Source organism: Pseudomonas sp. GW821-FHT05D12 (assembly GCF_059419825.1).
In genome coordinates this window covers 193,265-214,883 of sequence record NZ_JBWKSN010000012.1, presented here as the reverse complement: position 1 = coordinate 214,883, position 21,619 = coordinate 193,265, and the positions used below count along the sequence as shown (strand labels likewise).

The following is a 21,619-nucleotide window of genomic DNA, read 5'->3' as shown; positions in this document are numbered from 1 at the left end:
CGCCGTGGCATCGGGATGACGTCCCAGCGCACCCGCGAGCGTTTGATCCAGCGCCTGTACGAGGAAGGCTTGTCCAACGCCCAGGTGCTGGAAGTGATCCGGCGCACGCCTCGGCATCTGTTTGTCGACGAGGCCCTGGCCCACCGTGCCTATGAAGACACGGCATTGCCGATCGGCCATAACCAGACCATCTCCCAGCCTTATATGGTGGCTCGCATGAGCGAGCTGCTGCTGGCCGCCGGGCCGTTGGACAAGGTGCTGGAAATCGGTACCGGCTCCGGCTACCAGACCGCGGTACTGGCGCAACTGGTGGAGCGGGTGTTCTCGGTAGAACGCATCAAGGTGCTGCAGGACCGCGCCAAGGAACGCCTGGTGGAGCTTAACCTGCGCAACGTGGTGTTCCGCTGGGGTGATGGCTGGGAAGGCTGGCCGGCGCTGGCACCGTATAACGGCATCATCGTCACCGCCGTGGCCACGGATGTGCCGCAAGCGTTGCTTGACCAACTCGCGCCGGGCGGCCGCCTGGTGATCCCGGTGGGTTCCGGCGAAGTGCAACAATTGATGCTCATTATCCGTGAGGACGACGGCTTTTCCCGGCATGTGCTGGGGGCCGTGCGATTCGTACCGTTGCTGAACGGCCCGCTGGCCTGATCATTTGTTCATGGGCAGTGAATTCTGCTGGTGAGGATGTGTCTTACGGCGGGGTTCATCGAGTCAACAAGATGAGCGGCGGCATTCAACAGGATGAATTTTTCGTTTCAGTCGTGTGCCGGTAAAAAGCCAATGCCCAGTTATACTTGCGTCATATTTCAAGCCTGATACAGGCGTTCATGTTCAGCCACCACAAAGGGAGCGGCGGGTGAGTCTCACAGGTCTTGCGCAGCGTATGAGTAAAACAAGCTTTCAGCGACTGGTGCTTGGCCTTGTCTTGAGTTCCCTGTTGGCGGCGTGCTCCAGCTCGCCAAGCAGCGGCGCGCGGGTGGTTGACCGTAATAGCGCAGTGCCGCAAAAGCCGACGGTCACCACTGGCCAGTACGTGGTTCGCAAAGGCGACACACTGTTCTCGATTGCCTTCCGCTATGGCTGGGACTACAAGGCACTTGCAGCTCGCAACAATATTCCTGTGCCGTATACGATACATCCGGGTCAGACCATTCGCTTCGATGGGCGCACTGGTTCAACGCCTACGGCAGTGGTGACAAACAGCGGATCTTCGCCGTCGTCTTCGAGCAAGACCACCATCATCACCCGGCCTGCAGGCACCGCCGCGCCTACGGTTGCGAGCAAGCCGGCACCCGCGGCGCTGCCGCCGGCAGGGCCTGCACCGACCGGTTGGGGGTGGCCTTCAAACGGGGTATTGATTGGAAAATTCTCTTCAAACGGTAGTTTGAATAAAGGCATTGATATCGCCGGAGATTTGGGACAGCCTGTTTTAGCTGCGTCTGATGGGACAGTGGTGTACGCCGGGAGTGGTTTACGGGGCTACGGCGAGCTGGTCATCATCAAACACAGCGATACCTACGTCAGTGCCTACGGTCACAACCGCAGGCTGTTGGTTCGGGAGGGGCAGCAGGTCAAAGTCGGACAGACAATTGCCGAAATGGGGTCAACTGGTACAGACCGGGTGAAACTGCACTTTGAGATTCGCCGTCAGGGGAAGCCCGTAGATCCGCTGCAATTCCTACCCCGTCGTTGATGTGTTGCACAGCCTGTTCCCTCACGTAGAAGGAACAGGCTCCAGCGTTGCCAAGGATAAAGGCGTCGCTTGAGCTTGAGGTCGAACTCACCAAAGGACTATAACAATGGCTCTCAGTAAAGAAGCGCCGGAGTTTGACATCGACGATGAGGTTCTCCTTATGGAGACCGGTATCGCTACGGAATCGATGTCGAATGAGGGACCTGCTGTACCTTCAGTTCGTACCAAATCCAAGAACTCCACCGCGTTAAAGCAACACAAATACATTGACTACACCCGGGCGCTCGACGCGACCCAGCTGTACCTCAATGAAATCGGCTTTTCCCCCCTGCTGACCCCCGAAGAAGAAGTCCATTTTGCGCGCTTGTCGCAAAAGGGCGATCCGGCTGGGCGCAAGCGCATGATTGAAAGCAACCTGCGACTGGTGGTGAAAATCGCCCGACGCTACGTCAATCGTGGGCTGTCGCTGTTGGACCTGATCGAGGAAGGCAACCTGGGCTTGATCCGGGCGGTGGAGAAGTTCGACCCTGAGCGGGGCTTCCGCTTCTCAACCTATGCCACCTGGTGGATTCGCCAGACCATCGAACGGGCGATCATGAATCAGACCCGCACGATCCGGCTGCCAATCCATGTGGTCAAGGAGCTCAACGTCTACCTGCGGGCGGCGCGTGAGCTGACACAAAAACTCGATCATGAACCCTCGCCCGAAGAAATCGCCAACCTGCTGGAAAAACCGGTAGGGGAGGTCAAGCGCATGCTGGGCCTTAACGAGCGGGTGTCTTCGGTCGACGTCTCGCTGGGTCCGGATTCGGATAAAACCCTGCTGGACACCCTGACGGATGACCGTCCTACAGATCCTTGCGAACTGTTGCAGGACGATGATCTGTCCCAAAGCATTGACCAGTGGTTGTCGGAGCTCACGGACAAGCAGCGTGAGGTGGTGATCCGCCGCTTCGGCCTGCGTGGCCACGAGAGCAGCACCCTGGAGGATGTAGGCCTGGAGATCGGCCTGACCCGTGAGCGGGTGCGGCAGATCCAGGTAGAAGGGCTCAAGCGCTTGCGTGAGATCCTGGAGAAGAATGGCTTGTCGAGTGAGTCGTTGTTCCAATAGGCGACGCAGGACGAAATGTGGGAGCGGGCTTGCTCGCGGATGCGCAGTATCAGTAGGCAGATGTGCTGACTGATCCACCGCTTTCGCGAGCAAGCCCGCTCCCACATTGCTTTGTGCGTGGCATCACAGCACCAAATTGCAGACATAAAAAAACCCCGCTTTTGAGGGCGGGGTTTTTTCGACTAAGTCAGTACAAGTTAGATAACTTGAACTTCTTCAGCTTGCATGCCTTTCTGACCGCGGGTAGCGATGAAAGAAACCTGTTGGCCTTCTTTCAGGCTTTTGAAGCCGTCGGATTGGATAGCTTTGAAGTGAACGAACAGGTCGTCACCGGATTGTGGAGTGATGAAGCCGAAGCCTTTTTCATCGTTGAACCACTTAACGGTACCAGTTTGGCGATTAGACATGGTGTATCTCCTTGGACAAAGTTAACTGCGACTCAGGAAAAGCCCTGGCCGAGACTGAGTGCAAAGAGCAGGAAAAATTCTTGGAGATGGTTGGATCGAAATTCAACATATCGTGTAGAGATTCTCAGTGACACAAGCAGCACAGTGGCGCCACCTTAACCCTTTTTCCGGGACGTGCCAATGGTATTTCCGAAGGTTTCTCTATTTTCGTGACTGGCGGTGGTATTTACCGCCACCAGCGCCTGCAACCCGGGTCCCGGCCCCGCTGGCCGCGACTTACAGGAGCGTGCGCATTCATCAACAAATCCCCCACGCCCTTTGAACCCCAACGCTGGCCCCGGTAAGATGCCCCACAGAATTTTTCCACCTCGCTATTCAGGACACCCGCCATGAGCATCAAATCGGACAAGTGGATTCGCCGCATGGCGCAAGAGCACGGCATGATCGAGCCCTTCGTAGAGCGCCAGATGCGTGGCGAAGGCGCTGAACGCCTGATTTCCTACGGGGTTTCCAGCTACGGCTACGATGTGCGTTGCGCCGATGAATTCAAGGTGTTCACCAATATCAATTCGGCGACCGTCGATCCGAAAAACTTCGACGAAAAAAGCTTCGTCGACGTGAAGAGCGACGTGTGCATCATCCCGCCAAACTCCTTCGCCCTGGCGCGTACCGTGGAGTTTTTCCGCATTCCGCGCGACGTGTTGACCATCTGCCTGGGCAAGAGCACCTACGCTCGCTGCGGCATTATCGTCAACGTGACGCCGCTCGAGCCTGAGTGGGAAGGTCACGTGACCCTGGAGTTCTCCAACACCACCACGCTGCCGGCGAAGATCTACGCCAACGAAGGCGTGGCGCAGATGCTGTTCCTGCAGTCCGATGAGGCCTGTGAAGTGTCCTACAAGGACCGTGGCGGCAAGTACCAAGGCCAGCGTGGCGTGACCTTGCCGCGCGCTTGATCGAAAGGTCCTACACGCCAAGGGAATTAGTCTGCGGAAAGTGACTCTATTGGGTGTACTGCCTCGGCGCGTGCAAGACGCGCCGGGCCACGCTTGAGGAGTACTTTTATGAAGATCGACCCGCGAATCAGCGCCGAACTTGCCCGGCTTGAACCCAACCAGATTGGTGTTCTGGCCTGGTCCCTGATGGCCGATCCCGCCTACGCAGGCGGCATCCCCGGCCAACCCGAGCCGGATTACCCCCAGCCGACCGAGCCCGGTGAACCGACCCTTCCGGACGAGCCACCGCCCGCGCCTGTCGCCTGATAACTGGGAGGCCGGTCAACGCACTGGCCATACCTCGTGATCACCGATCACAAAGATCCGGTGGTCATTGTCCTGCTCCACCGCATAACCCCCCGTAAACGCCCCGAATGCCGGCAACAGGCTGACGTGGCTACCCAGCTGGAAGCACGGCAGGCGCAAGCGTTGCCGGCCTTTGCCGCGCAAGTGATACACCGGGTGCACATGCCCCGCGAGTACATGGTGGCTGGCATGCGCATCCGGTTCGTGTTGCAGTGCGAAGGGCCCCATCAGCAGCGGCTCCACGACCACCTCGATGTCCAAGTCCGCCGGCGGGTCGCCTGCGCGCTTGTCGTGATTGCCGCGAATCAAGGTCAGGTGCAGCCCTGTATGGCGTTCACGCCACGCCCGCAAGGCGCCCAGCGTGCCACTGGCATGCGAGCCGGGGCCATGCAGGAAGTCGCCCAGGAAGATCACGCGCGTGCAGGTAAAGGCCGCTAACAGCCGATCCAGTCGTTGCAGGTTCTCGGTGGTAGTCCCCTGTGGCACCGGTTGCCCGAGGCTGCGGTAGGCCGAGGCCTTGCCGAAATGCGCATCGGCGATCAGCAAACACTGATGCGCAGGCCAATACACGGCCTTGTCCGCCAGCAGCCATAACGTTTCACCTTCCAATTGCACGGTGTAATACATCAAGCCTTCCCGTTATCCGCGACTTTCTCCAGGTCCTTGACCATCCGCGCGATGCGCTCGGAGAGTTTTTCCGAACTCATGCTTTCACGCATCCGTTCCACCAACAGCGGAAAGGCCAGCGGCGTCGGCCGTTCGATCACGTGCAAGTCCAGTTGCAGCGCTGACAGACGCCGCAGTGTCTGTTCCAGCCGACGAATATCCAACTCATCACGCAGGACTTCTTCCCCCGCCTGGGTCAGCAACAGGTTCTGCGGGTCATATTGCTTGAATACCTCGAAGAACAGGCCGCTGGACGCCTGTACCTGGCGTGTACTTTTCGGCGCGCCGGGGTATCCGGCAAACACCAGTCCGGCGATCCGCGCAATCTCGCGAAAGCGGCGCAGGGCGAGTTCGCCTGCGTTCAGGCTGGCCACGACGTCGGCCAGCAAGTCTGCCGGGCTCAGCAATGCCTCATTCAGCAGGGCAGGCCACTCCACCGGTGTCGCGCTCAGCAGCTCCAAGCCGTAATCATTCACTGCAATCGAAAAGGTCACGGGTTGGCGTTGGCTGACCCGCCATGCCAACAGGCTCGCCAGGCCCAAGTGCACCTGGCGCCCGGCAAACGGGTAGAGAAACAGGTGCCACCCCTCGCGTGATTTCAGGGCTTCGGCCAACAACCCGTCGTGCGTCGGCAGGCCGGACCAGCGCAATTGCGTCTGCAACAAAGGTTGCACCGCGCGCATTTCCGGGCCGTCGTAGTGCCCGCGCGCCGCAGCGTCGAAGCGTTCCACCACGGCTTGCGCCAACTCGTTGGAAAGCGGCATGCGCCCGCCATTCCAGCGCGGCACTGCGGCTTTTTTGGCGCTGCTGCGACGTACATAGGCGGTCATGTTTTCCACTCGGACCAGCTCCAGCAAGCGCCCGGCAAACAGAAACCCATCACCCGGCTTGAGGCGCGCGATGAAGCCTTCTTCGACACTGCCGAGGTTCTTGCCGCCGCCGCCCTTGCTCCAGAATTTCAGCTGGATGCTGGCGTCGCTGACAATGGTGCCCACGCTCATGCGATGCCGGCGCGCGAGCCTGGCGTCGGGGACGCGCCAGATGCCGTGTTCGTCGGGCTCCACGCGGCGGTAGTCCGGGTAGGCAGTCAGCGACAGCCCGCCATGGCGCACAAAGCCCAGGGCCCAGGCCCAGTCGGCCTCGGTCAGGTCGCGATAGGCCCAGGCACCGCGCACTTCCGCCAGCAACGCATCAGGGGTGAAGCCACCTCCCAGCGCCATGCTCACCAAGTGCTGTACGAGTACATCCAACGGCTTGTGCGGCGATTCCCGCGCTTCGATGTGCCGCTGCGCAATGGCATCCTGGGCGGCGGCGGCTTCCACCAGTTCCAGGCTGTGGGTCGGCACCAGCGTCACCCGCGATGGCCGCCCCGGCGCGTGGCCCGAGCGCCCGGCGCGTTGCATCAGCCGCGCCACGCCTTTGGCCGAGCCAATCTGCAGGACTCTTTCCACCGGCAGGAAATCCACCCCCAGGTCCAGGCTCGAGGTGCACACCACGGCCTTGAGCTGCCCGTCCTTGAGTGCGCGCTCGACCCAGTCACGCGTCTCCCGGGACAGTGAGCCATGGTGCAGGGCAATCAAGCCGGCCCAGTCCGGGCGCGCCTCGAGCAACGCCTGGTACCAGATTTCCGATTGCGCGCGGGTATTGGTGAATACCAGGCAACTGCTGCTGGTTTCCACTTCGGCCACTACCTGCGGCAACATTTTCAAGCCGATATGCCCGGCCCAGGGGAAGCGTTCCGCGACGGGCGGCAACAAGGTGTCGACCAACAGCTGCTTGGCTGTCTGCCCCTGCACGTTGATCCCGCCACCTTGTGGGACCAATACCTCCAAGGCGTGAGCCTGATTACCCAGCGTTGCCGAAATCCCCCATACCATCAGTTCGGGATGCCAACGCCGCAGCCGTGCCAGCGCCAGCTGCAGTTGCACGCCGCGCTTGTTGCCGATCAGCTCATGCCATTCATCCACCACCACCATGCGCAGGTGCGCCAGGCTCACTTCGCTGTCCGCGCGGGCGAGCATCAGGGTCAGGCTTTCCGGGGTGGTGACCAGTGCGGTGGGCTGTCGGCGTGTCTGGCGTGCACGCTCGCTGCTGCTGGTATCGCCAGTGCGCAGGCCGATGCTCCAGGGAATCTGCAAGGCCTCGAGCGGTGCTTCGAGTGCGCGGGCGGTATCGGCGGCCAACGCCCGCATGGGCGTGATCCACAGCACCGTCAAAGGCTCTGCGGGCGCTTTGCGTTTGCCGCTGGCCGGCGGGCGAGTGATGGCGAAGCGATTCAGGGCGGCAAACCACAGCGCATAGGTTTTGCCCGCACCAGTGCTGGCATGCAGCAAGCCAGACTGGCCTGCCTTGACGGCAGCCCAGACCGCTTTCTGGAAGGCGAACGGTTTCCAGCCCTTGGCGGCGAACCATGTTTTGGCGAAGTCGTGGGGTTTTGCCATGCGACGGCTGACACTCTGGAAGGCCTATTCCACAGACCTTCACCGAGCATCAAAGGTTTAACGCAATCCTTGCAGGCGCGTCGCACCGCGGCGAGGGTGGCGCAAAGATCGCCGCAGGGCTCAAGGCCCTATCGCCAGGCCGGTTCCTACACGTTTATTTCAGGTTGCCGCTGAGAAATTGCTGCAGCCGCTCGCTTTTCGGGTTGCCCAGCACATCCGCCGGCGCACCTTGCTCTTCCACCAGGCCCTTGTGCAGGAACAGCACCTGGCTCGACACCTTGCGCGCGAAGCTCATCTCATGGGTCACCATGATCATGGTGCGGCCTTCCTCGGCCAGGCCCTGGATCACCTTCAATACCTCGCCCACCAGCTCCGGGTCGAGGGCTGAAGTAGGTTCGTCAAACAGCATCACTTCCGGCTCCATGGCCAGGGCGCGGGCGATGGCCACCCGTTGCTGCTGCCCGCCGGAGAGAAAGGCCGGGTATTGATCGGCCACGCGTGCCGGCAGGCCGACCTTGTCGAGGTAGCGACGGGCACGGTCTTCGGCGTCCTTCTTGCTGCAACCCAGCACCCGGCGCGGGGCCATGGTGATGTTTTCCAGCACGCTCATGTGGCTCCACAGGTTGAAGTGCTGGAACACCATCGCCAGGCGTGTGCGCAGGCGCTGCAGTTCGGCATCGTCAGCCACGCGCATGCCATGGCGGTCGCTGACCATGCGGATCGGCTGGCCATCGAGGGTCATGGCGCCGTCGTTGGGGGTTTCCAGGAAGTTGATGCAGCGCAAAAAGGTGCTCTTGCCCGAGCCGCTGGCGCCGATCAGGCTGATCACGTCACCGGTCTTGGCCTTGAGCGAGACACCTTTGAGCACTTCATTGTCGCCATAGCTTTTATGCAGGCCTTCAACGGTCAATTTGTACATGGGGCGTGCATCCTCAAGGCGAAAGTAGATAGCCGCTACGGTAGGCCTCTGAGCCGGCGACATGGCCGATGACCATCCCGGCAGTGGCCATGCGGCGTAGCGAACGGGCGTAAAGCAGGCCGGCCTTCTGGCAGTGCACAGGCGTTACGCGGTCGGTAATGGGGTCGATGATGTCGGCGATCAGTTGCCCGGCCTCCAGGTATTCCCCCGGCAGGGCGCTGAACACCAGCAGGCCGCCGACCGGTGTCGCCACCGGTTCCACGCCTGCCAGCGGCGTGGCGGGGTAGGGCAGCGCCGGCAGCGGGGCGGCTTCGCCCTCGATCGCGCCGAAGTGGATCAGGTAGTCGATGATCGCCTGGCAATCGAGGCTGGCCAGCCCATGGTTGACGTCGCCCTGGCCACGCAGCTCGACGGTGACGGAAAAGCTGCCCATGGGGATCGGGAAGCGCTCGCCGAAACGCTGCTGCAATTGCCACCACACCAGGGTGAAACACTCATCGAAGGATTGCCCGCCGGAATCGGTGGCGAGCAAGTTGGCTTCCGAGCCGAGATAGCGCGCCAGTGGCTCGACCTGCGGCCACGCCTCGGGCGTGGTGTACAGGTGCGCCACGGCTTCGAAATCGCAATGCAGGTCGAGCACCATGTCGGCATCGCAGGCCAGGCGTTGCAGCACCAGGCGCTGGGAGTGCAGCTGGGTCTCGGCGGTTTGCGCGGCGAGGGCGTTGGACAGCGCGGTGCGGATCAGTTCGACGTTGTGCCGCGGATCATCCCCGAGCAATGCCTCGACCTGGTTACCCACCGCGTCACTGAGGTCGACAAACAAGCGATTGAAGTTCTGCCCGCTTTCCAGCTCGTAGCGGCCCAGCGGAATATCCATCAACACCTGTTCCAGGCCCACCGGGTTGGCGATCGGCACCAGCACGATTTCGCCGCGCAGGCGCCCGGCGGCCTCCAGTTGCGCCAGGCGCAGCTTGAGGTGCCAGGCCACCAGCATGCCGGGCATTTCATCGGCATGCAGCGACGACTGGATGTAGATCTTGCCTTCAGCCTGTTCCGGGCCGAAGTGGAAACTGTGAATCTGCCGCGCCGTGCCAGGCACAGGCGCGATCAGTTCATGAACCTGATGACGCATGAAGGCTCCTTAATGACTCGGCCCGAGGAAGGCCAGCCAGCGGCGCTCCGCCAGACGAAACAGGCCGACCAGGGCAAAGGTCACTGTCAGATAGATCAGCGCGGCGATGCCGAAGGATTGGAAGGTCATGTAGGTCGCCGAGTTGGCGTCCCGTGCGACCTTGAGAATGTCGGGCACTGTCGCGGTAAACGCCACGGTGGTCGAGTGCAGCATCAGGATCACTTCATTGCTGTAGTACGGCAACGAGCGGCGCAGGGCCGACGGCATGATCACATACGCATACAACTTCCAGCCGCTGAGGCCATAGGCCTTGGCGGCCTCGACTTCGCCGTGGGCCATGCTGCGGATCGAACCGGCGAAAATCTCGGTGGTGTAGGCGCAGGTGTTGAGGGCGAAGGCCAGGATCGTGCAGTTCATCGCGTCGCGAAAAAATGCGTCCAGCACCGGCTGCGCGCGCACCGCGGCGATGCTGTAGATGCCGGTGTAGCAGATCAACAACTGGATATAGAGCGGCGTGCCACGAAACAGGTAGGTGTAGAACTGCACCGGCCAACGCACCAGGCGATTGCGCGAGACGCGGGCGATGGACAGCGGGATCGAGACCAGGAAACCAATCACCAGCGAGGCGCTGAGCAGCCACATGGTCATTGCCAGCCCGGTGATGTGCTGGCCGTCGCTGTACAGGAAGGGGCGCCAGTATTGCTGCAGGAGTTCGATCATCGCACGGCCTCCCGGGACCCAGCGGAGTAGCGGCGTTCAAGCCGACGCAGGACGAAATTGGATGCACTGGTGATCAGCAGGTAGATAAACGCCGCGATGACCAGGAAGTAAAACAGTTGATAGGTGCTCTTGCCGGCATCCTGGGCGGCCTTGACCAGGTCCGCGAGACCAATGATCGATACCAGCGCCGTGGCCTTGAGCATGACCATCCAGTTATTGCCGATGCCCGGCAGGGCAAAACGCATCATCTGCGGAAAGGTCACGAAGCGAAACCGCTGCCCGCGACTCAGCCCGTAGGCGGTTGCAGCTTCCAACTGGCCACGCGGGACCGCGAGGATCGCACCGCGAAATGTCTCGGTGAAGTAGGCACCGTAGATGAAGCCCAGGGTGATCACCCCGGCGCTGAATGGGTCGATCTCGATGTAGTCCCATTCCATGAAGTCGGTCAAACCGGTCAGCCAGATTTGCAGGCTGTAGAAAATCAGCAGCATCAGTACCAGGTCAGGTACGCCGCGAATCAAGGTGGTGTAGAGCTGGGCGGGAATACGGATCAAGCTGACGCTGGACAGTTTCGCGCTGGCCCCAATCAGGCCGAGCAGGACACTGACAGCCAGGGAGGCGACCGAGAGTTTTACGGTCATCCACGTCCCTTGGAGCAACAGCGGGCCGAACCCCTTCAAACTGAAGGCGCCCAGCCCCAGGGTTTGCAAAAGATCTTCAAACATGAATTCAGGACCTAATGGCGATAAAAAAGCGCCCACCGCAAACCGGTGGGCGCCAGGGTGTTATTTACCGCTGTAGAGGTTCAGATCGCCGAAGTGTTTCTTCTGGATGGTGGCGTAGGTGCCATCATCGTGTAACGCTTTGATACCTTTATCGAGCAAGGCCTTGAGGTCTTTGTTACCTTTTTTGATACCGACCGCAGTTTTCGACGGCAGCAGAGGGTCGTCGATAGCCTTGCTGACTTCGTAGTCAGCGCCGGCCGGCGACTTCAAGAAGCCCAGTTCGGCTTGCAGCATGTCCTGCACGGACGCATCCAGACGGCCGGAGGTCAGGTCGGCGTACACCTGGTCCTGGTTGGCGTAGGCCTTGGTGGTCACACCGGCTTTGTCCAGCACGGCCTTGGCGTAGGCTTCCTGGATAGTGCCTTGCTCGTAGCCCACCGATTTGCCCTTGAGGGACTCAGGCGTGGAGTAGTTCGCGCCTTTTTTGAACACCAGGGAGGTCGGGCCGGAGAACAGCTCGCTGGAGAAGTCGATCGCCTTTTCACGGGCTTCGGTCACGGTCATCGACGAAATCACGCCGTCGAATTTGTTGGCGTTCAGGCCTGGAATCATGCCGTCGAAGTCACTTTCGACCCACTTGCACTTCACTTTCAGCTCGGCGCAGATCGCATTGCCCAGGTCGATATCGAAGCCCACCAGGCTGCCGTCGGCGGCCTTGGATTCGAATGGCGCGTAGGACGGATCGACACCAAAACGCAGTTCCTTGTATTCCTTGGCCAACGCAGTACCAGCGGCCATGCACAGAGCCAGTGCAGAAAGGGTCAGCAATGCTTTTTTCATTATGTAATCCCTGGAAACCAAGATAAGCGCTTGTGGCGCGTTTAGGACTGTTACTGAACGGTGTCAGACGCAACACAAGTAGCAATTTCTGCACCATAGTTCCGAATGGTCGTTTTAAAAGGTGGGAAGAGGGAGATCTCAGTGTAGGAGATGCCCGAAAATGGGCACGCAAAAAACAGTGCACCCATTTGGGGCTGATGCAGATCGAAAACCTGGGAGCTGGCTTGCCGGGGATGGCGGCGGGTCAGCTTATTCATCTGTCACTGATCCGCCGCCATCGCAGGCAAGCCAGCTCCTACAGGGATTTGTGGGGTTTTAGCATCCGGTCAGCAGGTCTTGCAGCGTGGCCAGGTTGTCAGCCTCATCCACCGCCTTGTCCTGCCGCCACCGCAACATCCTCGGAAACCGCACCGCGATCCCACTTTTATGCCGCTTGGACAGGGCAATGCCCTCGAACCCCAGCTCGAACACCATGCTCGGCGTGACACTGCTGACCGGCCCGAACTTCTCTACGGTGGTCTTGCGCACAATCGCGTCGACCTTGCGCATCTCTTCGTCGGTCAGCCCTGAATAGGCCTTGGCGAAGGGCACGAGCGTGCGCTCGCTGCCGGGCGGGCCGTCCCACACGGCGAAGGTGTAGTCGCTATAGAGGCTGGCGCGCCGACCATGGCCGCGCTGGGCGTAGATCAACACGGCGTCGACGCTGAACGGGTCGACTTTCCACTTCCACCACAGGCCCATGTCCTTGGTGCGACCCACACCGTAAAGGCCTTTGCGCTCCTTGAGCATCATGCCTTCGACGCCCAACTGACGGGAGGCTTCGCGTTGCTGCGCAAGATCCTGCCAGGTCGCGCCCGTGAGCAGGGGCGATGGAATCAGCACGGGTTGGTTGCACTGGGCGATTACCCGCTCGAGTTGAACGCGACGTTCGGCCTGGGGCTGGTTGCGCCAGTCGGCGCCCTGGTATTCCAGCAGGTCATAGGCGAGGACGGCGACCGGTGCATCGTCGAGCACCTTTTTGCTCAGGGTCTTGCGGCCAATTCGCTGTTGCAGCAGAGCGAAGGGCTGCACTGCGTCCTTCCACACCACGATTTCGCCGTCGATCACCGTACCATCGGGCAGACCACTGGTCAGGCTGTGCAGTTCGGGGAAACGCTCGGTGACCAATTCTTCGCCACGCGACCACACCCACAAGCGGCCGTCGCGCTTGACCAGTTGCGCGCGAATGCCATCCCACTTCCATTCCACCTGCCAATCGGCGGGGGAGCCGAGCAATGCGTCGAATTGCTCCACCGGTTGCGACAAGCCATGGGCGAGAAAAAACGGATAGGGCTGTCCGCCGCGCTGCGCATGTTCGTCGTCTGATTCGGCGGCGATCAGCTTGAGGTAGCCTTCGGCCGTCGGCCGGTTGGACAGGTCGGTATAACCCACCAACCGCTGCGCGACCCGCTTGCTGTCGAGGTCGGCCATTGCGGCGAGTGCACGGGTGACCAGCAATTTGGACACGCCGACGCGAAAGCTGCCGGTGATCAGCTTGATGCACACCATCAGGCTCGGTTGATCCAGTTGCGCCCATAACGCCGGCAGGCGCTCGGCCAGATCCTGAGGTGCCAGGCCGCGCAGCGGCAGGAGCTTTTCTTCCAGCCACACCGCCAGGCCATCCTGCGAGGTGTAGGTAGATTCCGGTAACAGCAGGGAAATGGTCTCGGCCAGGTCGCCGACCGACTGGTAGCTTTCCTCGAACAGCCACGGCTCGATGCCCGCCGCCTCGGTGGCCATGTCCCGCAGCAGGCGCGTCGGCACCAACTGGCGAGGGCGCCCGCCGGACAAAAAATACACCGCCCATGCCGCATCTTCTGCCGGGGCTTGCAGGAAGTAGGCTTGCAATGCCGCGAGCTTGGCATTGCTGGATGTGGTGGCGTCAAGGTTGGCGTAGAGCTGCGCGAAGGCTTTCATGCCGTGGCCTCTTCTTCGTCATCCCCGTATTCGGTGGTGAAGCCTTGGGCATCCAGGCCTTTTTCCCGCAGGTGGCGCACCAGTACGCCGACCGAACCGTGGGTCACCATCACGCGTTCGGCGCCGGTCTGTTCGATGGCCCACAACAGCCCCGGCCAGTCGGCGTGGTCGGACAGCACAAAGCCACGGTCGACCCCGCGCCGCCGCCGTGTGCCGCGCAGGCGCATCCAGCCACTGGCGAAGGCGTCGCTGTAGTCGCCGAAGCGCTTGATCCAACTGCTGCCGCCGGCGGAGGGCGGGGCGATGATCAGGGCTTGGCGCAGCAGCGGGTCGGTTTTTTTGAAGTCGCCGGCGTAAAGGGTTTCCGGGATATAGATACCCGCTTCGCGGTACACCCGGTTCAGCGGTTCGACCGCGCCATGGCTGAGGATCGGGCCGATGCTGGCATCGATGCCATGCAGGATGCGCTGGGCCTTGCCGAACGAGTAACAGAACAACACGCTGGCCTTGCCGGCGGCGATATTGGCCTGCCACCAGGCGTTGATCCCGGCAAAGATCTGCGCCTGGGGTTGCCAGCGGTAGATCGGCAGGCCGAAGGTCGACTCGGTGATAAAGGTGTGGCAACGCACGGGCTCGAACGGCGCGCAGGTGCCGTCGGGTTCGACTTTGTAGTCGCCGGAGGCAACCCAGACTTCACCCTGGTATTCCAGGCGCACCTGGGCCGAACCGAGTACATGCCCGGCAGGGTGGAAGCTCAGGGTCACGCCGTGGTGGACGAGTCGTTCGCCATAGGCGAGGGTCTGCAGGTTGATGTCCTGGCCCAGGCGCGAACGCAAGATGCCTTCACCGGGGGCGGCGGCAAGGTAGTGCTGGTTGCCGGTGCGGGCGTGGTCGCCGTGGGCGTGGGTGATGACCGAACGTTCCACCGGGCGCCAGGGGTCGATGTAGAAATCTCCGGCGGGGCAGTACAGGCCTTCGGGGCGGGCGATGACAAGGTCCATGGGCGTGCCGGGAGCAATGGGCTTATCAGGTAGGAGGCAGGGGCGGGGCGAGAAGTTCTATCTGAATGCAGGTGGTCCATTGTCGGCGCCGGCTTGCCGGCGATAGCGCTGTGTCAGACGGCTGGGACGCCGGCTCACAGTGCACCATCGCCGGCAAGCCGGCGCCTATAAGGAGGCGGGTTATTTGCCCGGCGTCAGGGTCAACCGCGCCTTGCCATACACCTTCTCGAAGTTCTGCGGCTGCATCGGGAAGCTCAGGTATTGCGCCTTGAGCGCCGGGTCGATGCCGTTGGCGTAGTTCGGGCTGGCGGGGTTGCCGGACTGGCCGATGCCACCTTGGCCCATCATCGGTTCCACCTGGCCGAAATCGACGATCATGCGCAGCGCCGGCACCTGGGTGGTGTTGAAGTCCTGGCCCCAGGCATACGGTGCCGGGTTCAGGGTGTTGTGGTCGCCACCGGACGCCAGCGGGCCGCGAATTACCTGGCCAGTGCTGTTTTTCCAGGTGGTGCTGTGCAGCTTGCCCCACTGCCAGGCCTTGTGGTCGGCACCGAGTTGGCTGTCGCCGACGGTGATCGCGGCGGCCAGGCTGCGCGCAAGGATCGCGGGTTTGTCTTCTTTTTGCGGCGTGCGCACGTCATCCCAGAACGGGCTGTCTTCACGGCCCAGCAGGTGGTCGGCCTGGGCGGCATAGGACAGGCTGGCGTTGCTGACGAAGGCCTTCCAGCTCGCGCTGTTTTCCGGACCCAGTTCGTCGAGGAAGATCTGCTTGGTGCTTTCCTGCAGGAACAGCTCGTAGAGCGCGGCGTCGGCGGACGTTGCCACGAGCCGGCCATCAAACGCCATCAAGCGACTCAGCGCCTCGCGCGCCTTGGCCTGTTCGGCGGCCGGCAATGCTGCAATCGCCTGTTTCAGCGGCTGGGCCATGCCCGGTGCCTGGAACATGGTCTTGAGCTTGGCGGCGAACAGGGTGGTCTGGTCGTACTGCATGGCGATCATGCTGCGGCTGTCGTGCTTGCCGGCATTGGCCAATTGCGCCAGGCGCTCGCTGCGCTCCGGCGCGTCCCACGAGTTGGACAGTTGCATGCCGTAGCCGCGCGGCGCGGTGCGCTGGTTGGCGGTGCCGATCCAGCCTTGGGCCGGGTCCTGGTCGTAGGGGTGCAGCATCGCATCGGCGTAGCCGTCCCAGTCAAAGCGGGTGTCCCAGCCCGGCGAGGGCAGCAGGCCTTCGCCTTCGCGACGGTTGGGGAAACGCCCGGTGACTTGCCAGCCGATATTGGTGGCGTCGGCGAAGATCATGTTCAAGGCAATCGCGCGGATTTCGCGGGTGGCGTCCGACGCCTTGGCGACGTTTTGCGCCCGGGACAAGTCGAAGAACGCATCCAGGCTCTTGTCATCCTTGAAGTCGGCCGTTTGCAGGGCCAGACCCAAGCCGCTGGTCAGGGCCTGGCTGCTGTTGAGAAGGGCGCCGTGACGGGTTTCGTACACCACTTCACGCAGTGGGCGCTGGCCCTTGGCGAAGTAGGTTTCGTTGCGCACGCCAGCCGGTAGCCATTTTCCGTTGTTCTCGTAGTACAACGCGTTGCCTTGGCGCTTGACCTTCTCCAGGAACAGGTCCTGGGTGTCGCCCTTGACCGTGCTCATGCTCCACGCGACTTTGCCGTTGAAACCGGACAACAGGGTCGGCAAGCCGGCAATCGAAGCACCGACCCCCTGGTATTTCGGCGCACGAATCTGCACGTAGCTCCACGGCGACGGAGCCTGGGGCTGGGCGGCGAGGTCGCTGGCCAGCAGACTTTTGCCGCTGCGGCTGCGTTGCGGGCCAATCGCCCAGTTGCTCGAGGTAGTGACAGCCAGCGCGTTGAGGCTGCTCAGTTGCTGGCTGACCGTGTCCAGTCCGGCCAGGCCAGTGATCTGGCTAAGGTTCACGCCTTTGAGTTTCTCGGCTTCGGCCAGCGGAATCGGCTCATCCGGCGTGCTCGGCGTCAGCCAGGCGAGCTTGTCGACGCCAACTTTTTGCGCCAGCACCAGGGAGGCAAGTTCTTCCTGCAGGTTGGCCGACTCGCTGAAATTCAGCAGGCAGAACAGCAGCGCCGAATCTTCCGGCTTCCAGTACTCGGGCTTGTAGCCGGTCTGGGCCAGATCCGGCGGCAGCTTGTCGCGGTAGCGGAACAGGTAGGCGTTGACGCCGCGCGCATACACTTCGAAGAAGCGCTTGAGGCGCGGCGAGGAGGCGTTATACAGCTCGCCGGCGCTTTTCTTGAGGTTGACTGCACGCATGAAACGGTCGACATCCAGTACCTCAGGGCCGGACATTTCTGCCAGGCGGCCCTGGGCCAGCAGGCGCAGGGTGATCATCTGGGTGATGCGGTCACTGGCGTGCACATAACCGAGGCTGAACAGCGCGTCGTGGAAGGTGTTGCTTTCGATCAGCGGCATGCCCTGGGCATTGCGGCGTACCGATACATTCTGTGCCAGGCCTTTGATCGGCTGCACGCCGGCAACTGGCGGCAGGGTGTCCTGGGTGCTCTGGAGCTGGCAACCGGCCAGGCTTAATGCACTGGCCACTGCCGCGGCAACGCCGAACCGGGGAAGAAAATGTGAGAGGGCTGGCGAGGCCATGGCAAAGCTCCTGCGGGGGGTAGCGTCAGTAAAGGCGCTACGTTAGTGAGCGCGGCGAAACGACGCAAGCGGGAGTTTTGGGTTAAGCGTGAGAACTTGATTCGGACAGCGATCAAGGTGGGCGTTGGCCTGCCTGCGATGCCAGCACCCAGGTGCGTCAGTCACACCATCGTGAGGCTATCGCAGGCAGGCCAGCGCCCGGATTTGATCGCGTGCTGCTTCAGGTCAGGCCTTGGGCGGGTTCACTTTCTGTACCAGTTCATACGCGCGCACGGTCGCTGGCCGCTCCTTGATGCTGTTGAACCAGCGCAGCACATGTGGGAAGTCTTCCAGGCGTTGGCTCTGCCACTTGTGGGAAACGATCCATGGATAGATCGCCATGTCGGCAATGCTGTAGTCCTCACCGGCCACGAACGCGCGGTCGGCCAGGCGCCGGTCGAGCACACCGTACAGGCGCGCGGTTTCGTCCACATAGCGCTTGATCGCGTAGGGAATCTTCTCCGGGGCGAACTGGCTGAAGTGGTGGTTCTGGCCCGCCATCGGCCCCAATCCACCCATTTGCCAGAACAACCATTGCAGCGCTTCCTGGCGACCACGCAGGTCTTGTGGAATGAACTGGCCGGTTTTTTCCGCGAGGTACAACAGGATTGCGCCGGATTCAAACAGCGAAATCGGCGCACCGCCGTCGGTCGGATTCTGATCGACGATGGCCGGGATGCGGTTGTTGGGAGCGATCTTCAGGAAGTCCGGCTTGAACTGGTCGCCCTGGCCGATATTGATCGGGTGCACCTTATAGGGCAGGCCGGCTTCTTCCAGGAACAGCGATACTTTGTGACCGTTGGGGGTAGTCCAGTAGTACAGGTCGATCATGAAGCTCTCCAAATGAGCGAATGCCTGCAGCTATAGGTGAAGACCAAAGGGCAATAATTCAATCAAACATTTGCGTCTAACCTTAGAAGCGTTTTACACAGCGCCGTCCACCAACACTTGCAGCGACTGCTGCGAGCAGCGTTCGATGCGCACCTGCACGCCATACACCTCGGCAAACAGCGCCGGGTCGAGCACCTCATCTGCCGTGCCGCTGGCATACAGCCGGCCCTGGCGCAGCACGGCGATATGGTCGGCAAAGCGTGCGGCAAGGTTGATGTCGTGCAGCACCACCACGGCGATCAGTTGGTGCTCGCGCACCAGCCCGCGCACGCACTCCATGACTTTCAACTGGTAGTTGAGGTCGAGGGCGCTGGTGGGTTCGTCCAGCAGCATCACCTGGGGGCGACGCGCGATCAGTTGGGCAAGACTGACCAATTGGCGCTGGCCACCCGACAACGTGCTGAGTAACTGGTCGGCCAAGTGCGCGATGCCAATGCGTTGCAACGCCTCGAAGGCTTCGCGCAGGCAGGCCTCGCTGGAGAGTGGAATGCCCTCCACATGAGCCACGCGCAGCGCGGCGATCACGCTTTCCATCACGCTGAGGCTCAGGCCGGGCGGCAGGTTCTGCGGCATGTAGGTCACCCGTCGCGCGCGTTCGGCAACGGACATGGCCGACAGGTCGAGGTCGCCCAATCGCACCACGCCTTGCATCTTTTCCAGTCCGGCCACGGCACGCAGCAAGGTGGATTTACCCGCGCCGTTGGGGCCGATCAAGGCGGTCAGGCTGCCGTGGGGCAGGGGCGGCAAGCTCAGGTCGTGCACGATCTGCCGGCGCCCGTAGCTCACATTGGCGTTGTGTACCGATAAGCCCGCATTCATAACTGCCTCCCCCGCTTGAACACCAGCACCACGAAAATCGGCACGCCGACCAAGGCGGTGACAATGCCCACCGGCACAATCACCCCGGGCATGATCAGCTTGCTCGCAATCGACGACAGCGACAGCAGCAACGCACCGGTCAGGGCGCTGGCCGGCAACAGGAAGCGTTGATCCTCACCCACCAGGATCCGCGCGATATGCGGACCTACCAGACCGATAAATCCGATGGTGCCTACAAAGGCCACGGCGGTGGCCGACAACAGGCTGATGCGCAGCAACGAGAAAAACCGCAGGCGCTTCACGTCCACGCCAAAGCTTTGCGCGCGGTCCTCGCCCATGCGCAATAGGGTCAGGCGCGGTGCGGCGGTGAAGGAAAACGGCAGCACCACCGCGACCACCAGCGCCAGGATGCCGAGCTTGTCCCAATTGGCCCGGGTCACGCTGCCGAGGGTCCAGAACACCAGCTGTTGCAGCACGTCTTCGGTGGCCACCAGTTGCAGCAAGGCCACCACCGCGTTGCAACTGAACACCAGCGCGATGCCGAACAACACCAGGCTTTCCACGCCGGCGCCGCGCAGGCGTGACATGGCCTGCAGCAAAAACACCGAGGCGGCGGCGAAGATAAACGCCGAGATCGAAATCGCGGTGTTGGCCGAGACCCACAGCGTGGTCATCGGGAACACAATCACCAGCGAGGCGCCCAACGCCGCCGCCGACGACACGCCCAAGGTAAACGGGCTGGCCAGCGGGTTGTTGAGGATCGCCTGCATCTCGGCCCCGGCCAGCGACAACGCGCAGCCCACCAGCACCGCCATCAGCGCGTAGGGCAGGCGCACGTTCCAGATGATCACCTGGTCGGTGGCGCTCAAGTGCGAGGGATGCAGGATGCCGTCGAGTAACGCCAGCAGGCCCATGCCCGACGGGCCGCTGGCCAGGTCGACGAGAATCGCGCAGGCCAGCGCGGTGCCGAGCAAGGCCAGCAGCCAGGCACGCCGCGCCAGCAGGCGACGGTAGCCGTGGGTGGCGCTGGCGAGGTCGAGGGTTTGAGTGGTCATGGCGTTCACACAATTTTGAAGACGATGAAAATCCAAATGTGGGAGCGGGCTTGCTCGCGAATGCGCGGTGTCAGTCACTGAATAGGTCGACTGATACACCGCCTTCGCGAGCAAGCCCGCTCCCACAGTTTTTACCGCGTTTCGACAGCAGGCTTGCTGTTGATCCAATAGGCACCCTGCAGCGGCATCCCCAGGAACTGCTGGTTGATCTGTGCCATCGTCGCCTGCGGGTCCAGTGTGGCGAACAGCTGCGGGTGTACCCACTTGGCCAGCGCTTCAATCGCCAGCAGGTTGTAGGGCGAGTTGTAGAAGTCATGCCACAGGCCGTGGGAATTGCCTTCGCGGATCGCGCGAAGATTGGCGAATTCCGGCCGTGCCAACACGCGGTCAAACGCTTCACGCGCCTCGTCCTGGGTAACGCCTGCGCCCAGGATCAGGCCGGGTTTGTGGTTACCGGTGGCCACGTACACATCCGGATCAGCCTTCAGCGCATATTCAACGCTGATATCACCCAGCGCGCCGGGCACGACATCGGCAGCGATGTTGCGTCCGCCGACCAGCTTGATCACTTCACCCATGCCGCTTTTGCCGGTGGTGTGCCCCGGTGCCTGCCAGGCGCCGGCCAGCAGCTCGAGGAACACACTCGGGCGCGGTCCGGCCGGCAAGGTGGCGACGGCGTCGCTGATCACCTTGATGTGCTGGTCATAGAACGCGAGGAATGCCTTGGCCTGGGCTTCACGCCCCAGCGCCTGGCCGAGCGCGCTCATGCTGCTATGGGTGCCTTGTACCGGGTTGATGCGAAAATCGACGAACAGCACCGGGATTCCGGCCTTGGCCAATACATCGGCGACCGGGCTGTGTTCGGTCGGGCCGTGCCCGGAGATGCTGAACACCGCCAGGTCCGGTTTCAGCGAGAGAATTTCTTCAGCGCTGACGCTTTGTTCCGACGCCTGCCCGATCAAAGGGATGTCTTTGACCGTCGGAAATTTCGCCACGTAGGCGTTATAGGTGTGTTGGTCCAGCAGCTTCAGATCGTTCTGCCAGCCGACGATGCGCTGGAACGGCGCGTCCTTGTCGAGCAGGGCAAACGCCGAAATCAGGCGGCCTTCACCCAGTACCACGCGTTTGACGTCGTCCTTGACCTCGACCTTGCGGCCGAGCACGTCGGTGACTTCGTGGGCGGCGGCGGTTTCGGCATGGCCGAGGACCAAGGCGCCGAACAGCACGCCGAGCTTGAGCAAGTGAAGGGGTTTGCGCATGGCAGAGGCTCCTGGTGAG

20 protein-coding genes are annotated in these 21,619 nt (G+C 61.9%); 5 read left to right on the top strand and 15 right to left on the bottom strand.

Features of this window, described 5'->3' with window-relative positions; all coding sequences use genetic code 11:
- Positions 1-15: 15 nt before the first annotated feature.
- From AC07SI_RS22635 to rpoS, 3 genes are all read left to right on the top strand, one after another.
- On the top strand, positions 16-651 hold the full coding sequence (locus AC07SI_RS22635) for a protein-L-isoaspartate(D-aspartate) O-methyltransferase (RefSeq protein WP_177343936.1): 636 nt from the start codon (positions 16-18) through the stop codon (positions 649-651).
- 208 nt (positions 652-859) lie between these two features.
- Positions 860-1,696 carry a peptidoglycan DD-metalloendopeptidase family protein gene (locus tag AC07SI_RS22630; RefSeq protein ID WP_495006546.1) on the top strand — a complete coding sequence of 279 codons (837 nt, stop codon included), beginning with the start codon at positions 860-862 and terminating at the stop codon, positions 1,694-1,696.
- A 106-nt stretch (positions 1,697-1,802) separates the two neighbouring features.
- A complete protein-coding gene (gene rpoS / locus AC07SI_RS22625) occupies positions 1,803-2,807 on the top strand; it encodes an RNA polymerase sigma factor RpoS (RefSeq protein WP_025855149.1) in 1,005 nt (334 codons plus the stop codon).
- Between the two features lie 197 nt (positions 2,808-3,004).
- Here rpoS and AC07SI_RS22620 read toward each other — a convergent pair whose 3' ends face one another.
- Positions 3,005-3,214 (bottom strand): cold-shock protein, encoded by a 210-nt coding sequence (locus AC07SI_RS22620; protein ID WP_002554837.1) that lies wholly within the window; start codon positions 3,212-3,214, stop codon positions 3,005-3,007.
- A gap of 389 nt (positions 3,215-3,603) precedes the next feature.
- Here AC07SI_RS22620 and dcd point away from each other — a divergent pair, with 389 nt between their 5' ends.
- Together dcd and AC07SI_RS22610 are read left to right on the top strand one after the other, a co-directional pair.
- A complete protein-coding gene (gene dcd / locus AC07SI_RS22615; RefSeq protein WP_065903042.1) occupies positions 3,604-4,170 on the top strand; it encodes a dCTP deaminase in 567 nt (188 codons plus the stop codon).
- A gap of 108 nt (positions 4,171-4,278) precedes the next feature.
- Positions 4,279-4,476, top strand: coding sequence for a hypothetical protein (locus AC07SI_RS22610; RefSeq protein ID WP_010212420.1), 198 nt, complete (start codon positions 4,279-4,281; stop codon positions 4,474-4,476).
- Positions 4,477-4,491: 15 nt separating this feature from the next.
- Here the strand turns inward: AC07SI_RS22610 and pdeM are convergent, their stop codons facing one another.
- From pdeM to AC07SI_RS22540, 14 genes are all read right to left on the bottom strand, one after another.
- A complete protein-coding gene (gene pdeM, locus AC07SI_RS22605; RefSeq protein WP_495006545.1) occupies positions 4,492-5,142 on the bottom strand; it encodes a ligase-associated DNA damage response endonuclease PdeM in 651 nt (216 codons plus the stop codon).
- Positions 5,142-7,622 (bottom strand): ligase-associated DNA damage response DEXH box helicase, encoded by a 2,481-nt coding sequence (locus AC07SI_RS22600; protein ID WP_495006544.1) that lies wholly within the window; start codon positions 7,620-7,622, stop codon positions 5,142-5,144. Before AC07SI_RS22600 ends, pdeM begins: the two co-directional genes overlap by 1 nt.
- Before the next feature lie 154 nt (positions 7,623-7,776).
- A complete protein-coding gene (locus AC07SI_RS22595; protein WP_065903037.1) occupies positions 7,777-8,541 on the bottom strand; it encodes an ABC transporter ATP-binding protein in 765 nt (254 codons plus the stop codon).
- A 13-nt stretch (positions 8,542-8,554) separates the two neighbouring features.
- The gene (locus AC07SI_RS22590; RefSeq protein ID WP_495006543.1) at positions 8,555-9,673 is read right to left on the bottom strand and encodes a succinylglutamate desuccinylase/aspartoacylase family protein; all 1,119 of its coding nucleotides are present in this window, start codon (positions 9,671-9,673) and stop codon (positions 8,555-8,557) included.
- Positions 9,674-9,682: 9 nt separating this feature from the next.
- The gene (locus AC07SI_RS22585) at positions 9,683-10,393 is read right to left on the bottom strand and encodes an ABC transporter permease (RefSeq protein ID WP_065903025.1); all 711 of its coding nucleotides are present in this window, start codon (positions 10,391-10,393) and stop codon (positions 9,683-9,685) included.
- The gene (locus AC07SI_RS22580) at positions 10,390-11,118 is read right to left on the bottom strand and encodes an ABC transporter permease (protein WP_065903023.1); all 729 of its coding nucleotides are present in this window, start codon (positions 11,116-11,118) and stop codon (positions 10,390-10,392) included. Before AC07SI_RS22580 ends, AC07SI_RS22585 begins: the two co-directional genes overlap by 4 nt.
- 60 nt (positions 11,119-11,178) lie before the next feature.
- A complete protein-coding gene (locus AC07SI_RS22575) occupies positions 11,179-11,958 on the bottom strand; it encodes a transporter substrate-binding domain-containing protein (protein ID WP_065903021.1) in 780 nt (259 codons plus the stop codon).
- Between the two features lie 315 nt (positions 11,959-12,273).
- Positions 12,274-13,914 carry an ATP-dependent DNA ligase gene (locus AC07SI_RS22570; protein WP_495006542.1) on the bottom strand — a complete coding sequence of 547 codons (1,641 nt, stop codon included), beginning with the start codon at positions 13,912-13,914 and terminating at the stop codon, positions 12,274-12,276.
- A complete protein-coding gene (locus tag AC07SI_RS22565; RefSeq protein ID WP_495006541.1) occupies positions 13,911-14,915 on the bottom strand; it encodes a ligase-associated DNA damage response exonuclease in 1,005 nt (334 codons plus the stop codon). The genes AC07SI_RS22570 and AC07SI_RS22565 overlap by 4 nt, the downstream gene beginning before the upstream one ends.
- Positions 14,916-15,095: 180 nt before the next feature.
- Entirely contained in the window at positions 15,096-17,537 is a 2,442-nt protein-coding gene (locus AC07SI_RS22560; protein WP_495006540.1) for a penicillin acylase family protein, read from the bottom strand.
- Between the two features lie 225 nt (positions 17,538-17,762).
- Positions 17,763-18,407, bottom strand: coding sequence for a glutathione S-transferase N-terminal domain-containing protein (locus AC07SI_RS22555; protein ID WP_106804942.1), 645 nt, complete (start codon positions 18,405-18,407; stop codon positions 17,763-17,765).
- A 93-nt stretch (positions 18,408-18,500) separates the two neighbouring features.
- Positions 18,501-19,286, bottom strand: coding sequence for an ABC transporter ATP-binding protein (locus AC07SI_RS22550; protein WP_495006539.1), 786 nt, complete (start codon positions 19,284-19,286; stop codon positions 18,501-18,503).
- Positions 19,283-20,341, bottom strand: a complete 1,059-nt coding sequence (locus AC07SI_RS22545; protein ID WP_495006538.1) for a FecCD family ABC transporter permease — start codon at positions 20,339-20,341, stop codon at positions 19,283-19,285. Before AC07SI_RS22545 ends, AC07SI_RS22550 begins: the two co-directional genes overlap by 4 nt.
- A gap of 131 nt (positions 20,342-20,472) precedes the next feature.
- A complete protein-coding gene (locus AC07SI_RS22540; RefSeq protein WP_065903009.1) occupies positions 20,473-21,600 on the bottom strand; it encodes an ABC transporter substrate-binding protein in 1,128 nt (375 codons plus the stop codon).
- Between the last annotated feature and the right edge of the window lie 19 nt (positions 21,601-21,619).

What these genes read in the sequence shown, in the direction of transcription:
- AC07SI_RS22540 (WP_065903009.1), bottom strand. Translation starts at nt 21,600, where the DNA reads ATGCGCAAACCCCTTCACTTGCTCAAGCTCGGCGTGCTGTTCGGCGCC.
- pdeM (WP_495006545.1), bottom strand. Translation starts at nt 5,142, where the DNA reads ATGTATTACACCGTGCAATTGGAAGGTGAAACGTTATGGCTGCTGGCG.
- AC07SI_RS22570 (WP_495006542.1), bottom strand. Translation starts at nt 13,914, where the DNA reads ATGAAAGCCTTCGCGCAGCTCTACGCCAACCTTGACGCCACCACATCC.
- AC07SI_RS22545 (WP_495006538.1), bottom strand. Translation starts at nt 20,341, where the DNA reads ATGACCACTCAAACCCTCGACCTCGCCAGCGCCACCCACGGCTACCGT.
- AC07SI_RS22550 (WP_495006539.1), bottom strand. Translation starts at nt 19,286, where the DNA reads ATGAATGCGGGCTTATCGGTACACAACGCCAATGTGAGCTACGGGCGC.
- AC07SI_RS22635 (WP_177343936.1), top strand. Translation starts at nt 16, where the DNA reads ATGACGTCCCAGCGCACCCGCGAGCGTTTGATCCAGCGCCTGTACGAG.
- AC07SI_RS22555 (WP_106804942.1), bottom strand. Translation starts at nt 18,407, where the DNA reads ATGATCGACCTGTACTACTGGACTACCCCCAACGGTCACAAAGTATCG.
- AC07SI_RS22590 (WP_495006543.1), bottom strand. Translation starts at nt 9,673, where the DNA reads ATGCGTCATCAGGTTCATGAACTGATCGCGCCTGTGCCTGGCACGGCG.
- AC07SI_RS22560 (WP_495006540.1), bottom strand. Translation starts at nt 17,537, where the DNA reads ATGGCCTCGCCAGCCCTCTCACATTTTCTTCCCCGGTTCGGCGTTGCC.
- rpoS (WP_025855149.1), top strand. Translation starts at nt 1,803, where the DNA reads ATGGCTCTCAGTAAAGAAGCGCCGGAGTTTGACATCGACGATGAGGTT.
- dcd (WP_065903042.1), top strand. Translation starts at nt 3,604, where the DNA reads ATGAGCATCAAATCGGACAAGTGGATTCGCCGCATGGCGCAAGAGCAC.
- AC07SI_RS22565 (WP_495006541.1), bottom strand. Translation starts at nt 14,915, where the DNA reads ATGGACCTTGTCATCGCCCGCCCCGAAGGCCTGTACTGCCCCGCCGGA.
- AC07SI_RS22580 (WP_065903023.1), bottom strand. Translation starts at nt 11,118, where the DNA reads ATGTTTGAAGATCTTTTGCAAACCCTGGGGCTGGGCGCCTTCAGTTTG.
- AC07SI_RS22610 (WP_010212420.1), top strand. Translation starts at nt 4,279, where the DNA reads ATGAAGATCGACCCGCGAATCAGCGCCGAACTTGCCCGGCTTGAACCC.
- AC07SI_RS22585 (WP_065903025.1), bottom strand. Translation starts at nt 10,393, where the DNA reads ATGATCGAACTCCTGCAGCAATACTGGCGCCCCTTCCTGTACAGCGAC.
- AC07SI_RS22595 (WP_065903037.1), bottom strand. Translation starts at nt 8,541, where the DNA reads ATGTACAAATTGACCGTTGAAGGCCTGCATAAAAGCTATGGCGACAAT.
- AC07SI_RS22620 (WP_002554837.1), bottom strand. Translation starts at nt 3,214, where the DNA reads ATGTCTAATCGCCAAACTGGTACCGTTAAGTGGTTCAACGATGAAAAA.
- AC07SI_RS22600 (WP_495006544.1), bottom strand. Translation starts at nt 7,622, where the DNA reads ATGGCAAAACCCCACGACTTCGCCAAAACATGGTTCGCCGCCAAGGGC.
- AC07SI_RS22575 (WP_065903021.1), bottom strand. Translation starts at nt 11,958, where the DNA reads ATGAAAAAAGCATTGCTGACCCTTTCTGCACTGGCTCTGTGCATGGCC.